Below are 13,616 nucleotides of genomic sequence, written 5' to 3' on the forward strand. Positions count from 1 at the left end.
GGATCACCGTTGTGGGTCAGCCGGCGTAAGGGTCCGCGATGCCGATGTACTGCGTGTAGAGGTATTCCTCGATGCCTTCCAGTCCGCCTTCACGGCCCAGTCCGGACTGCTTGACGCCGCCGAAGGGCGCCGCCGCGTTGGAGATCACGCCGGCGTTCAGGCCGAGCATGCCGGTCTCGAGGCGTTCGCCCATCCGGATGCCGCGGTTCAGGTCCTTGGTGAAGACGTAGGCAACCAGGCCGTATTCGGTGTTGTTGGCCAGCCGGATGGCTTCCTCTTCGGTGCCGAACGTGATGATCGGGGCGACGGGGCCGAAGATTTCCTCGGACAGGATCCGGGTTCCCTCGGTGACGCCGGTGAGGATGGTGGGCTGGTAGAAGTAGCCGGGCCCCTCTGCCGGTGCGCCGCCCAGGACCGCCCTGGCGCCGGAGGCCACGGCGTCGGTGACGAGTTCGTGGACCTTGTCCCGGCTCTTGGCATCGATCAGCGGGCCGACCTTGGAGTGGGGCTCGGTGCCGCGGGCGGTGGTCATGTCCGCCATTTTCGCGGCGAACTTCTCCGCGAACTCGTCCGCGACGGACTCGTGCACGATGAACCGGTTGGCCGCGGTGCAGGCCTCGCCCATGTTCCGCAGCTTGGCCAGCATGGCACCGGCGACGGCGGCGTCCAGGTCGGCGTCTTCGAACACCACGAACGGGGCGTTGCCGCCGAGTTCCATGGAGGTCCGCAGGACGGTCTCGGAGGCGTCGGCGAGCAGGCGGCGGCCCACCTCGGTGGAGCCGGTGAAGGAGAGCTTCCGCAGCCGGGTGTCCTTGATCAGCGGGCCCGTGGTGGCACCGGCCGTCGAGGTGGGGATGACGTTCAGGACGCCGGCGGGCAGTCCGGCTTCCTGCATGACGGCCGCGAACAGCTGGGAGGTCAGCGGCGTGAGGTTGGCGGACTTGAGCACCATGGTGCAGCCGGCGGCGACGGCGGGGGCGATCTTGCGGGTGGCCATGGCCAGCGGGAAGTTCCACGGGGTGATCAGCAGGCAGGGGCCCACGGGCTTCTTGGTGACCAGGAGCCGGGACTTTCCGTCCGGGGACACGGAGTAGCGGCCGAACGCGCGGACCGCTTCCTCGGAGAACCAGCGCAGGAATTCGGCCCCATAGGTGACCTCGCCGCGGGCTTCGGCCAGTGGCTTGCCCATTTCCATGGTCATCAGCAGGGCGAAGTCCTCGGCCCGCTCCGTCACGAGCTCGAAGGCACGGCGCAGGATCTCCCCACGTTCGCGCGATGGGACCTTCGCCCAGGACTCCTGCGCCGCGGCCGCAGCATCCATTGCCGCCTTGCCATCTTCGGGGCCGGCGTCGGCAATGCTCAGCAGCACCTTGCCCGTGGCGGGATCCTCGACGTTGAACGTCTTTCCGGAAGCGGCCGGCCGCCACTCACCATTGATAAGCAGGCCGGTGGGAACAGAGGCCAGCAGCTCGCTCTCGCGCTCGGCGGTAACGGCTGGCTGTGCAGTGACAGTCACGATGACTCCCTCGTCAGTAGGGTTGTTTCCAGCCGCGCACCGGCGGCCGGAGCGGCCTGCCTTTGTGGCTGATTAACTGTCAGACTACTGCTGCCGCCGCCGGAGGGTCTACGCCTGGACGCACTACAGAATCAAGCCCGCACTGTGCAGGTGCACAGCGCCTGGGCGGCGTGCTGACGCTCCTTCAGCCCCGCATCCGGGAGGCTGTCCAGGATGGATCAGCGCGCCGCCAATACGGCAGAATACAGTTCCCTCTTGCTGACCCGGACGTCCTCGGCCACCGCAGCCACGGCTTCCTTGAGCCGGATTCCCTGTGACACCAGCGCGTTGACGGCCGCCACGTGATCTTCGGGCGTCCCCGGTGCCTGTTCGGGCGCTCCTGCGAGGACCACGGCGATCTCGCCCCGGACCTCATTCGCTTCAGCCCAGAACAGCAGCTCGCCAACGGTCCCCCGGATGACCTCTTCATAGGTCTTGGTCAGTTCGCGGCAGACGGCGATCCGGCGGTCCGGGCCAAACCGCTCACGCAAGGCGCGCAACATGGCTTCCAGCCGGTGCGGGGCTTCAAAGAACACCATGGTCCGGCGCTCAGCTGCAAGGTCTGCCAGCCTCGAAGCCCGTTCCCCTGCTTTCCGCGGAAGGAACCCTTCAAAACAGAACCTGTCCGTGGGCAGGCCGGACAGGGCCAGTGCTGTCAGTACGGCCGAGGGGCCTGGGGCGGCCGTCACGGTGAGTCCGGCGGCAACGGCTCCCTCAACCAGCCGGAATCCCGGGTCTGAAACCGAGGGCATCCCGGCGTCGGTCACCATGACCATGGTTTTGCCCGCCCGGACCGCATCAAGGAGTTCTGCTGTTTTCGCCGCCTCATTGTGCTCGTGGTAGCTGATCACGCGGCCCGCCACCGTGACACCGAGGTTCTGGACCAGGCGGTGGAGGCGCCGGGTGTCCTCTGCCGCGACGATGTCTGCGGTGGCCAGCAGTTCAATGAGGCGGGCGGAGGCATCGCCTGCGTTGCCGATCGGCGTTGCGGCCAGCACGATCCGCCCGGGCCCGGTGCTGCCCGCGTTGGGGCCGATGGTGTCAGGCAGGCTGGAGTCGGGCAGGGTTTCGGGGTTAGGGTCCACGCCACCAGCCTACTGCTGGCAGGCGGCTCAAGCTGCAAAAGGTAGCATGGGGCACGTGACGCAGACCCCCACACGGCCCGTCGGGTCCGGCCAGGACCACCCGGCAGGCCCGCCCCAAGGCTCCCCGGAACGCGCCGCACAGGCACAGGCTCCCGCTGGCAAGCCCTGGGTCATCCGGCCCGCCGTCGCCTTCTCCGCAGAAGCCCTCCAGGAACGGCTGATCGGAAACGTCCGCAGCTGGCGGGACTACCCGCCGTCGCTCCGGCTGTGGTTCTGGCTGGTTCCGCTGCTGACTGCGGTCATCGGAGGCATCCTCCGCTTCGTCCGCCTGGAGTCCCCGCACAGCCTGGTCTTTGATGAAACGTACTACGTCAAGGACGCCTATTCCTTCCTGGTCAGCGGCTATGAGCGGAGCTGGCCGGACAAAGCAAACGACTCGTTCAACGCCGGAAACCCCAACATCCTGCTGGACACTCCCGAATACGTGGTCCACCCGCCAGTGGGCAAGTGGATGATCGCCGGCGGGATGTGGCTTTTCGGTGCCGACAATCCCTTCGGCTGGCGCTTCGCCGCCGCCCTGACCGGCACTGTATCCATCCTGTTGCTTGCCCTCATCGCGCAAAAGCTGTTCCATTCGCTGCCCCTGTCGGCGGCGGCAGGACTGCTGCTGGCCGTTGACGGCCACCACCTGGTGATGTCACGGACGTCGCTGCTGGATATTTTCCTGATGTTCTGGATCCTGGCCGCCTTCGGGGCCCTGCTGATGGACCGCGACGACGGCCGCCGCAGGCTGGCTGCCCGGCTCGGCAGGCACGGCCGGCCGTCCGCAGAGCAACTGCTGGCGGGCCCCTGGCTGGGAATCCGCTGGTGGCGGATCGCCGCCGGGGTGTGCCTGGGCCTTGCCGTGGGGACCAAATGGTCCGGATTGTTCTTCCTGGCCGGCTTCGGGCTGCTGTCCGTCCTGTGGGATCTCTCCGCCCGTCGCGTCGCAGGAATCCGCGGCTGGATCACCGGAGGCATCATCAAGGACGGCCTCCCGGCCTTCCTTAGCATGGTTCCCGTGGCGGCCGTGGTGTATGCCGCCACCTGGATCGGCTGGTTCCGTTCCAACGACGCCTACTTCCGGCGCTGGGCGCAGTCCAATCCCTCGGCCGAATGGGGCTGGCTTCCGGACGTGGTCAGGTCCCTGGCCCACTACCACCTGGAGGCGTACAAATTCCATCAGGGGCTGGGCTCCGAGCACCCCTACGAGGCGAGCGCCTGGAGTTGGCTGGTGATGGGCCGGCCCACATCGTTCTTCTACGAATCCCCGCAGCAGGGGACGCAGGGATGCGCGGTATCGAACTGCGCCTCCGCCATCCTGTCCGTCGGAAACCCCCTTATCTGGTGGGGTGCCACCATCTCGCTGGCAGTTCTTCTGTTCTGGTGGGCCGGACGCCGCGACTGGCGCGCCGGCGCCGTGCTGGCCGCGGTCGGTGCCGGGTATCTCCCATGGTTCATGTACCCGGAACGGACCATGTTCTACTTCTACGCCGTGTCCTTTGAGCCTTTCCTGGTCCTGGCGCTGGTCTACTGCCTGGGCCTGGTCCTGGGACGGGACACCGATCCGCCGTGGCGCCGGCGCTCAGGCCTGTACCTGGTGGCACTCTTTGTGGTTGGGGTGGTGCTGCTGTCCGCCTTCTTCTACCCTGTGTGGGCAGCCGAAGTCATTCCCTACCAGCAGTGGCGCTACCGGATGTGGATGCCGTCCTGGATCTAGGACAGGATTGCAGAAGACCCTGACGATTTCAGCCGCGCCGCGGTGCGGCAGCCGAACGGAGACCCCCTGTGAGAGAAGCAAGCACGGAACTGCTGGTGGAGCTTGATCCTGCCAGCAACGTGACGGACCTCCTCCTGGAACAGCAGGCGGCCAACCCTGCCCGCGCGCTGTATGCCCGAAAGGGGCCGAACGGCTGGACGGACGTGACTGCCCGGAAGTTCGTCCAGGACGTCAGCGCACTGGCGAAAGGTCTGATCGCGGGCGGGCTGGAGCCCGGCAACACCGTGGCGGTCATGTCCGCCACCCGCTACGAATGGACGCTGGTGGACTTCGCCATCTGGTTCGCGGGCGGCGTCACCGTGCCGATCTACGAAACCTCGTCCGCCAGCCAGGTCGAGTGGATCCTGCATGACTCCGGAGCGCTGAGGGTGTTTGCGGAGGACCGCGGAAAAGTGGACCTGGTGGCCAAGGTCCTGGCGTCGTCCGAGCTCCTCAAGGACCGCCTGGTGAACGTGGTGAGAATGGATTACGACGGCGTAGCCCCGGATCTTGCCAGCCTCGCCGCTGCCGGAATGGGGGTTACGGACGCGGAGCTCGAACGGCACCGCTCCGCGGCGGCGCTCGAAGACGTGGCGTCCCTGGTGTATACCTCCGGCACCACCGGCAACCCGAAGGGCTGCGAAATCACCCATGGGAACTTCGCTTTGGTGGCCAGGAACATCGTGGCTTTCCTCCCGGAGCTCCTGCTGCAGGAGAACGCCCGCACCCTGATGTTCCTCCCGCTGGCCCACGTGCTGGCGCGCGCTGTCCAGGTCGTCTGCCTGAGCGCCGGGGCCACGTTCGGCCACACCGGCAGCGCAGCACAGCTGGTGGAGGACCTGGGCACCTTCAAGCCGACATTCCTGCTGGTGGTGCCGCGCATCTTCGAAAAGCTCCGTGCCGGGGCCGCGCGCAAAGCCGCGTTGGCCGGCAGGTCGGGCATCTTCGGTGCCGCGACGGCCGCTGCGATCCGTTTTTCCCGGGAGCAGGACGCCGCTGCGCGCGGGGATGGCAAGGGGCCGGGTTTCCTGTCCCGCACGCGTCATGCCCTTTTTGACCGGCTCGTGTACCCCAAACTGCGCCAGACGCTGGGCGGGCAGGTCCGCTACACCGTCTCCGGAGCCAGTCCCCTTGGCGCGGACGACGCGCATTTCTTCCGCGGTGCCGGGATCCCGGTCCTGGAAGGATACGGCCTGACAGAGACCACCGCTCCCTGCACAGCCAACACTCCCACCCGGACCCGCGTAGGCAGCGTCGGCATACCCATTCCCGGCACCACCATCCGCGTCGCCGCGGACGGCGAAATCCTGGTCAAGGGAATCGGCGTTTTCAGGGGCTACCATGCCAACGAGGCCGCCAACGCCGAAGCCTTTGTCGATGGCTTCTTCCGCACCGGTGACCTGGGCGAGCTCGACCCTGACGGCTTCCTGACCATCACGGGGCGAAAGAAGGATGTGCTGGTCACGGCAGGCGGAAAGAACGTTGTTCCCGGGCCACTGGAGGAAAGGATCCGCGCGCACCAGCTCGTGGCCCATGCCGTTGTGGTGGGAGAGGGAAAGCCGTTCGTCGCTGCCCTGGTCAGCCTCGACGTGGAAGGCCTGGAAAACTGGTGCGCACTGCACAAGTTGCCGGCCATGTCTCCGCGTGAGGCTGCGGCCGATCCCGGTGTGCGGGCAGCCATCCAGGAAGCCGTGGACCAGGCCAACGGACTGGTCTCCAAAGCCGAATCCATCCGAAGCTTCGCGGTGCTGGACGCCCAGTTCACCCTCGATTCCGGGCATCTGACGCCCTCGCTCAAACTCAAGCGGGCCGCCGTCGTGCGTGACTTCGACGCGGAGATCACCCGGCTCTACGGCTGAACCGCCCCGGCCGGGGCAGAGTCCTCCGGGCTTACGTGGCTTCCGCAGGTGCCGGGGCTGGCTCGTCGGCTGTCAGGCCACGGCGCCGGCGGGTGGGCCAGGTCAGGATCAGGGTCACCAGCGCCGTGAGGAGTACCAGCCCGGCGATCACGATGCCGGCGTCGATCCAGAACTGCCCCGGGAACAGCCTGATCAGGGTGTCCTCCAGGGCAAACGTCCACGAGCCGCTGGCGAAGAAGATCCGGTGGAATTCCGTGAAGAACTGCTGCCAGCCCAGTACGGCCAGCGCACCGAGGCCCAGGATGATCACGAGGGTCAGGATGGACCCGGCGAAGAGGCCACGGCGCACGCCCCCCGTGCTTCGGCGGCGCAGGTAGGCGATGGCGATGATGCTGAAAAGGACCAGCAGGGCCCCGGCACCGAAAGTGGACAGGATCACGAGCTTTACGTCCGCCATGTGGCTGACCTCGCCGTCCTTGAAGAGCTTGTCCCCGCTCCGGTTGACCAGTTCCCCCAGGTAGCGCGGTCCGGACCAGTTGCTGAGGTAGTCGACTGTGTAGGAGCCGTAGGTCATTCTGTCGTCGGTGCTGAACCCGTAGCCGTCGCCCGGAAAGCCGGGACGGTTGTACTCGGTCCAGAGGAACAGGGGGCTGGTGACGGCCCGGACGGCCAGGACCAGGAGGATGACGGGGTAAAAGACGGCGAGGAGCACCTGCATCACGCGAGGTGCCAGCGGCTTGGCGTTGGCAGCACTCTCGCGCTGGGCGTTGCGCCGCTCCACTTCCTCCTGCGGCGGACGGACCTGGAGGGCCGAGGTGGGAAGCGGTTCACTGAACGGCTGCGCGTTTGGCTCGGCGGCGGGTTCGACGGCGGCTTCCGCGGCCTTGCGGTCTGCCCGGCTTTCGGGCTGCTGGACACTTTCGGATCCCGCGGTGTCCACGTTTTTCGAAGGGCCTTTGCTGTCCGCATCGCTGGACGTGGAATCACTCATCCAGGAAAAGGCCGGTTCATCCGAATCCGCCGATGAGTCCAGGAGGGGATCGGGCTGCGGCTCCATGCGTTTGGCAGGGGTCGGAGAATTGTCATTCACAGCAGCGTCACTTCCGTTGGGGTCCGTGCCGCCGGCTCTGGTCCGGGCGTCACAAGTATCTCTGGGACGAGCCTACCGTCCGGTCCTCCGGCACGGCGAGGAGCCACCCCGGGCGGCCGCCGATTCAGGCCGCAATTTCGCTGTACCCGGCATCCTCGGACCCGAGGTCGCCCCGCGCCCCGGCGAGGTAGGCGCGCCGGCCCCAAACCAGGACATACAGCCAGTACGCTGCCAGAACGGCTGACCCGATGGCGATCTTGGCCCACACCGGCAACGGGCTGGGTGTCACGAATCCTTCCACCAGGCCGGAGACGAACAGCACCAGCACCAGTCCCAGCGCCACGGTGATCAGGGACCGCCCTTCCTCGGCGATGGCCCGGCCCCGGGTGCGGTGGCCCGGCGAGACCATGGCCCAGAAGATCCGCAGGCCTGCGGCGCAGGCAATGAACACCGCTGTCAGTTCCATCAGCCCGTGCGGCAGGATGTAGCTGTAGAAAACGTCGGTTTTGCCGGACGCGGCGAAGATTCCGGCGGCGATGCCCACACCCTGGGCGTTGCTGATCAGGATCATCGGCACCCAGAACCCGGTGATGCCCAGCGCTACGGCCTGGGCACTGATCCAGGCGTTGTTGGTCCACACCGCGCCGGCGAACGATGCTGCCGGGTTTTCGGAGTAGTAGCCAACAAAGTCCTCCTCGACGTACTGCCTGACGGCGGCCTCGGAGGCGACCGCGCGGAGTGCGTCCGGGGACGTTCCGATCCAGAGCGCGTAGGCGCCGCCGATCAGGATGAAGGCCGCCCCGCAGGCCACGGTGAGCCACCGCAGCCGGTACAGCGCGGCCGGGAGCGCCACCACAAAGAAGCGGGCCAGGTCGGCCGTGAAATTTGAACGCGCTCCGGTAAACCGCGTCCTGGACTGGGCAAGGGTTGCCGACAGGGACGCCGAGAGCCCGCTTTCCGGGGCGATGGACCTGATCAGGGAAAGGTGCGAGGAGGTCAGCTGGTACAGGCGCAGCAATTCGTCTGCCTCGGCTCCGCTGAGCCGCCGTTTGAAGGCAAGTTTGTGCAGCCTCGACCATGTGTCCCCGTTGACGGCGGAGAAGGCATCCATATCCACGGCACCAGCCTAGCCTCACGCCATTAGACTGTGAGCGTCCGCAGGATCACTCGCGTGGAACGGAACACTGTTTTGGGCTCAATCATCACGGGCGAGGCCGTTGTCCTTGAACTGCGGCCCGCGTCCTTCGCGGCCCGTGCGCTGGGGCTGTTGCTGGACGTGATGGTCAACGTGGTCCTGCTGGTGCTGATGCTTATCGGTGTGGCCGCGGCCAGCGCCGAACTCGACGAGGCGGCGGCGCGGGCGCTGATGCTCTCCAGCGTTGTGTTCTGCTTTGTGATTGTCCCGGTGGCGGTGGAAACCCTCAGCCGCGGTCTCTCGCTGGGAAAGCTGGCCGCGGGGCTGCGCGTGGTGCGCGATGACGGTGGCGCCATCCGGTTCCGGCACGCCCTGATCCGCGGCCTGACCGGGTTCCTGGAGATCTACCTCACGCTCGGCGGGCTGGCCATTGCCGTGGCCCTCTTCAACGACAGGTCGAAGCGCCTCGGGGACACCATGGCGGGAACGTACGCCTTGCGCAGCCGTGTGCCTGTTGAAGCCGCGGCCCCGGTGTTTATGCCGCCCCGGCTGCGCGCCTGGGCGGAAACAGCAGACATCGGCCGCATACCGGACGCGACGGCACGCCAGGCGTCCCAGTTCGTCCGCCAGGCAGGCCGGATGTCACCGCTGTCCCGTGCCGGAATGGCTGCAACGATTGCCACGGAACTCGCCCGGCATGTGGCGCCCCCGCCGCCGCCCGGGACGGGCCCCGACGACTATCTCGCAGCGGTGGTCGCTGAACGGCGCAACAGGGAGCTCGTCCGCCTCCGGGAGGCCCGGCGCCGTAATGCGGTAGTGGGCGGGCGCCTCGAACGGCTTCCGTTCGGGTAACGACCGGTCAGTTGTCGTATTCCGCCCACGGAATGTTCCAGTCACCGTAGCCGTCCTCGTGCGCGGCGTAGTCCCCGTCGGTGTTAATGATCTGCACTACGTCGCCGGTGGTCATGTTGTTGAAGACCCAGGCCGCGCCGTCGGGGGCGAAACCGATGCAGCCGTGCGAGACGTTGGTGTTGCCGATGAAGGGGAAGGCAGACTCCAGCGCCTGGTGGATGTAGGCGCCGCTCAGCGTCAGGCGGATGGCGTACTCCACATCCACTTCGCCGTAGTAGGCGGGGTCGCCGGGCTTAAGGCCGATGCTGGCCGCCCTGAAGTGGTCGTACCGGTTCTTTTCCATCAGCACGGCATAGCCGCGGGCTGAGGGGAAGCGCTGGTCCCCCATGCTTACCGGGAGCGTCTTGACCACCTGGTCGTTGACGCTGAGTGTGAACGTGTGGGCGGCGGCGTCGGCGATGGCCACCTTTTTGTCGCCGAAGTTGACGTTGACTTTTTTGTTGAAATTGGCGATCTGGCCGTTTCCGAGGTCAACGCCGAAAAGCTGCATGTCCATCGTGACCGTGGAGTTGGCCGCCCAGAAGGCCTCCGGCCGGTAACGGACCATGGTGTCGCTGAACCAGTGGAAGGCGCCGGTCTGGCCGGCGCTGGAAGTGATCTTAATGGCCTTTTCCACCTCGGCCCGGTTCAGCACGGGTTCGCTGAAGATGACCTGCAGGGGCTGCCCCACGCCAACCTTCATGCCGTCCAGCGGGTAGATGGCAGCATCCGCTTCGTGGGTGCTGGAAACCGTGTTGAACGCCCGCGTTGTGCTGGTTTCCCGGCCGGCGCCGTCCGTGACGACGTAGGTGTAGCTGTACTCGGTGTTGAACTTGAGGGGTTCGGCCGCGGTCCAGCTGCTGCCGTCGTTGGCGAATGTTCCCTGCACGGCGTCGCCGGCCGTGCTGGTGAGCGTGACGCTTTCGATCCGCCCGTTGCCGACTTTTACGGAGACAGGTGCTGCGGGGTTAACCTGCTTGGCGCCGTCGGCCGGTGCCACGTCCAGGGTGACCGGAGCAACCACCGGCGACGCGATGCCGGGAGCGGAACGGGACGCGGAGCCTGCCTCGGATTCCAGCGCAGCATTCGCCAGGCCCGGTGCTACTGCGGCGAATGCTCCGCCTGCTGCCGCAAGGACACACACCATCGCCACCAGGAAAATCTTCTTGGCGGTTCCGGCGCGGCGTGGCTTGTCGTCAGGCTCCATATACCGATCTTAAGGGCTGGAGGTAACAACCCCGGGCGCACCCGGCGCCCGGGGCGTCACGCCTCAGTAACGATAGTGCTCCGGCTTGTACGGGCCTGCGACGTCGAGGTCCAGGTAGTCAGCCTGCTCCTTGGACAGTTCGGTCAGCTCGACGTCGAGGGCCGCGAGGTGGAGGCGGGCAACCTTTTCGTCCAGGATCTTGGGCAGAACATATACCTCGTTGACGTATTCCCGTTCGCCGTCAGGCTGGTCCCGCTTGGTCCACAGTTCGATCTGCGCGATCGTCTGGTTGGCGAAGGAGTTGCTCATGACGAAGGACGGGTGGCCGGTGGCGTTGCCCAGGTTCAGGAGCCGTCCCTCGGAAAGGACGATGATGGAGCGCTCTTCGTCGGTCCCGGCGTCGAGGACCCACTCGTGGACCTGCGGCTTGATCTCCACTTTCTTGATGCCGGGGATGCGGGCCAGCCCGGCCATGTCGATCTCGTTGTCAAAGTGGCCGATGTTGCCCACGATGGCCTTGTCACGCATGCCGGCCATATGCTCGGCCAGGATGACATCCTTGTTGCCCGTGGTGGTGATGAAGATGTGGCCCTCGCCCAGCACGGACTCCAGCTTCGCCACCTGGTAGCCGTCCATGGCTGCCTGGAGCGCGCAGATGGGATCGATCTCGGTGACGATGACCCGGGAGCCCTGGCCGCGGAACGCCTCGGCGGCGCCCTTGCCGACGTCGCCATAGCCACAGACGACGGCGACCTTGCCGCCCATCAGGACGTCGGTGGCGCGGTTGATGCCGTCCGGCAGCGAGTGGCGGATGCCGTACTTGTTGTCGAACTTGCTCTTGGTGACGGAGTCGTTGACGTTGATTGCCGGGAACAGCAGTTTGCCCTGTTCAGCCAGCTGGTAGAGGCGGTGCACGCCGGTGGTGGTTTCCTCGGTGACGCCGCGCAGGCGGGCACCGATGCGGCTCCACTTCTGCGGGTCCGCCTGCAGGGATGCACGCAGCACGTCCAGGAATACGATGCCTTCTTCGGACTCGTCCGCGGCCGGGGCCGGAACAGCGCCGATGGCCTCGAACTCCACACCCTTGTGGACCAGCATGGTGGCGTCGCCGCCGTCGTCCAGGATCATGTTCGGACCGAGGTCCGGGTTGGTGTCGGCTCCGGGCCAGGTCAGGATCTGCTGGGCTGTCCACCAGTATTCTTCGAGCGTCTCACCCTTCCAGGCGAACACGGGAACGCCCTGCGGGTCCTCAACTGTTCCGTTGCCCACCACGACGGCGGCAGCTGCTTCGTCCTGCGTTGAGAAGATGTTGCACGAAGCCCAGCGGACCTCCGCGCCCAGGGCGGTGAGCGTCTCGATCAGCACGGCAGTCTGGACGGTCATGTGGAGGGAACCGGCGATCCGGGCACCCTTGAGCGGCTGGGTGGGTCCAAATTCCGCGCGGAGGGACATGAGGCCGGGCATTTCGTGTTCCGCCAGGCGGATCTGGTGGCGGCCGGCCTCTGCCAGCGAGATGTCGGCAACCTTGTAATCAAAAGTCATGGGGATCCTTTGCTCTGTCGGATGGGGCGACGGCGTCAATGCGTCTGCGGTGGGTGGTGCGGGTGATGGAGGCTTAAGTGGTGCCGGCAGCGGTACCGGGCAGTGAATCGTGCTGGTCCGAGCTGGCGGCGTTGGCGGCCTGCAGCAGTTCCGGCGGCAGGAGCAGCGGAATGCCGTCCTCAATCGCGTAGCGGAGCTTTTCGCCGGAGTCCCCTGCCGCCGTCGAGACGAGTTCGTCGCCTTCCTGGACCAGCTTCGATCCGGTGACGGGGCAGCGCAGGACGGACAACAGTTCAGGACTGATCTTTGGCATGGTTGATGCTCCCTGAGGGGCCCGCTGGCCCCGGTGGCTGACTGATTAGCAGCCTCCAGCCTACCGCCAGATCGGTGTCAGGACGGTTCACGCAGCACGCGGAGATGGCCACGGCGGGCGCCTTCCGTGCCTGCCGGAGCTTCGAGCGCGGAGTGGGTTGCGCGCTGCCCCTGCGAAGCAGGGGCCTGCGGCGGCAGTGCCGCGGCTTCACGGACGGCATTGGCGAGTGCCAGGAGGTCGTCCGGACCCGGCTGGTGGGGAGTTGACGGCATGGCCAGCCGGAGGACTTCCCAGCCGCGCGGCACGGTCAGTGATCCGGCGTGCTGCTCGCACAAATCGTAACAATGCGGTTCGGCATAGGTGGCCAGGGGGCCGAGGACGGCGGTGGAGTCGGCGTATACGTACGTCAGAGTAGCTACCGCCGACTGGCGGCAGCCTGACCTTGAACATTGACGGATAGCTCCCACGACATCCCAGACTACTCGCTGTCACGGCCGGTTCGCCGCATTGCGCCCTCACGCCGCGCCATGGCGGGCCCGGTGCGATTGTGTCGCGCAAACGCTCTGCCGGGTTTAGAGTCAATGTATGCAGTCATCGAACCATGATTCAGCTTTTACGGTCCGGTTGGCTGACCCGGGTGTCCGCACTGAGGACACCGGTTCGGGCTCCGCGGGCAGGAGTTTCGCGATGCGTCGGCGGAACAGGCACGGGCGCGGGCTTCGCGGCGAGTTAATGCTCCCCACCCATCCCGCGTACCGGACACGGTCTGACCGCTTTGACGACATGGTTCTCGACTCCGCGCAGCGGCTCCACGATATCTGGGGCAAAACCCTGGACGGTGTCCGGTTTGCGGTTGACGAAATACCTCCGCAGCTCGAAAAGCTCGTTGCCGAGGCGGGGGCGGCCCCCATGGGTTCCTACACGCCTGCGACACCCGATGAAGGGCCGGTCATCACCCTGTACCGCCGCGTTGTGGAACAGGGCTGTGCCAGCCGCGAGGAGCTCCAGGACCTGGTCCACGACGTTGTTGTGGAACACACTGCCGAGATGCTTGGGGTGGCACCGGAAACCCTGGACCCCGTCTACCGTCGACGGTACTGATTACCTCCACTTGGAGTATCGGCCGCCCGGCGGCCTCCAG

General features: G+C 66.5%; 12 protein-coding genes. 4 read left to right on the forward strand and 8 right to left on the reverse strand.

Features of this window, described 5'->3' with window-relative positions:
* Positions 1–16: 16 nt before the first annotated feature.
* The gene (locus EYS21_RS07905) at positions 17–1,516 is read right to left on the reverse strand and encodes an NAD-dependent succinate-semialdehyde dehydrogenase (protein WP_131132652.1); all 1,500 of its coding nucleotides are present in this window, start codon (positions 1,514–1,516) and stop codon (positions 17–19) included.
* A gap of 218 nt (positions 1,517–1,734) precedes the next feature.
* Positions 1,735–2,604, reverse strand: coding sequence for a 16S rRNA (cytidine(1402)-2'-O)-methyltransferase (gene rsmI / locus EYS21_RS07910; protein WP_131132872.1), 870 nt, complete (start codon positions 2,602–2,604; stop codon positions 1,735–1,737).
* Between the two features lie 82 nt (positions 2,605–2,686).
* Between rsmI and EYS21_RS07915 the strand changes: the two genes are divergently transcribed.
* Positions 2,687–4,399 carry a phospholipid carrier-dependent glycosyltransferase gene (locus tag EYS21_RS07915; RefSeq protein WP_131132653.1) on the forward strand — a complete coding sequence of 571 codons (1,713 nt, stop codon included), beginning with the start codon at positions 2,687–2,689 and terminating at the stop codon, positions 4,397–4,399.
* A 68-nt stretch (positions 4,400–4,467) separates the two neighbouring features.
* Complete coding sequence (locus tag EYS21_RS07920; RefSeq protein WP_131132654.1) at positions 4,468–6,297, forward strand: AMP-dependent synthetase/ligase; 1,830 nt, start codon at positions 4,468–4,470, stop codon at positions 6,295–6,297.
* Between the two features lie 31 nt (positions 6,298–6,328).
* Here the strand turns inward: EYS21_RS07920 and EYS21_RS07925 are convergent, their stop codons facing one another.
* Positions 6,329–7,387 (reverse strand): TIGR01906 family membrane protein, encoded by a 1,059-nt coding sequence (locus EYS21_RS07925; RefSeq protein WP_242633333.1) that lies wholly within the window; start codon positions 7,385–7,387, stop codon positions 6,329–6,331.
* Between the two features lie 124 nt (positions 7,388–7,511).
* Positions 7,512–8,504, reverse strand: a complete 993-nt coding sequence (locus tag EYS21_RS07930; protein WP_207307713.1) for a stage II sporulation protein M — start codon at positions 8,502–8,504, stop codon at positions 7,512–7,514.
* Positions 8,505–8,576: 72 nt separating this feature from the next.
* Here EYS21_RS07930 and EYS21_RS07935 point away from each other — a divergent pair, with 72 nt between their 5' ends.
* Positions 8,577–9,374, forward strand: a complete 798-nt coding sequence (locus tag EYS21_RS07935; protein WP_131132875.1) for an RDD family protein — start codon at positions 8,577–8,579, stop codon at positions 9,372–9,374.
* 7 nt (positions 9,375–9,381) lie between these two features.
* Here the strand turns inward: EYS21_RS07935 and EYS21_RS07940 are convergent, their stop codons facing one another.
* From EYS21_RS07940 to EYS21_RS07955, 4 genes are all read right to left on the reverse strand, one after another.
* Positions 9,382–10,620, reverse strand: a complete 1,239-nt coding sequence (locus tag EYS21_RS07940; protein ID WP_131132655.1) for an Ig-like domain-containing protein — start codon at positions 10,618–10,620, stop codon at positions 9,382–9,384.
* Between the two features lie 63 nt (positions 10,621–10,683).
* Positions 10,684–12,162 (reverse strand): adenosylhomocysteinase, encoded by a 1,479-nt coding sequence (gene ahcY, locus EYS21_RS07945; protein ID WP_131132656.1) that lies wholly within the window; start codon positions 12,160–12,162, stop codon positions 10,684–10,686.
* A gap of 73 nt (positions 12,163–12,235) precedes the next feature.
* Positions 12,236–12,475: a hypothetical protein gene (locus tag EYS21_RS07950; protein ID WP_131132657.1), complete on the reverse strand. Its 240-nt coding sequence runs from the start codon at positions 12,473–12,475 to the stop codon at positions 12,236–12,238.
* 77 nt (positions 12,476–12,552) lie between these two features.
* Complete coding sequence (locus EYS21_RS07955) at positions 12,553–12,942, reverse strand: DUF3499 domain-containing protein (RefSeq protein ID WP_131132658.1); 390 nt, start codon at positions 12,940–12,942, stop codon at positions 12,553–12,555.
* A 118-nt stretch (positions 12,943–13,060) separates the two neighbouring features.
* Here EYS21_RS07955 and EYS21_RS07960 point away from each other — a divergent pair, with 118 nt between their 5' ends.
* Complete coding sequence (locus EYS21_RS07960; protein ID WP_131132659.1) at positions 13,061–13,576, forward strand: metallopeptidase family protein; 516 nt, start codon at positions 13,061–13,063, stop codon at positions 13,574–13,576.
* Positions 13,577–13,616 lie beyond the last annotated feature (40 nt).

The sequence above is a fragment of the Arthrobacter sp. S39 genome (genome assembly GCF_004320525.1).
Taxonomy (GTDB): Bacteria; Actinomycetota; Actinomycetes; order Actinomycetales; family Micrococcaceae; genus Arthrobacter.

What these genes read in the sequence shown, in the direction of transcription:
- EYS21_RS07915 (WP_131132653.1), top strand. Translation starts at nt 2,687, where the DNA reads ATGGGGCACGTGACGCAGACCCCCACACGGCCCGTCGGGTCCGGCCAG.
- EYS21_RS07940 (WP_131132655.1), bottom strand. Translation starts at nt 10,620, where the DNA reads ATGGAGCCTGACGACAAGCCACGCCGCGCCGGAACCGCCAAGAAGATT.
- ahcY (WP_131132656.1), bottom strand. Translation starts at nt 12,162, where the DNA reads ATGACTTTTGATTACAAGGTTGCCGACATCTCGCTGGCAGAGGCCGGC.
- EYS21_RS07950 (WP_131132657.1), bottom strand. Translation starts at nt 12,475, where the DNA reads ATGCCAAAGATCAGTCCTGAACTGTTGTCCGTCCTGCGCTGCCCCGTC.
- EYS21_RS07960 (WP_131132659.1), top strand. Translation starts at nt 13,061, where the DNA reads ATGCAGTCATCGAACCATGATTCAGCTTTTACGGTCCGGTTGGCTGAC.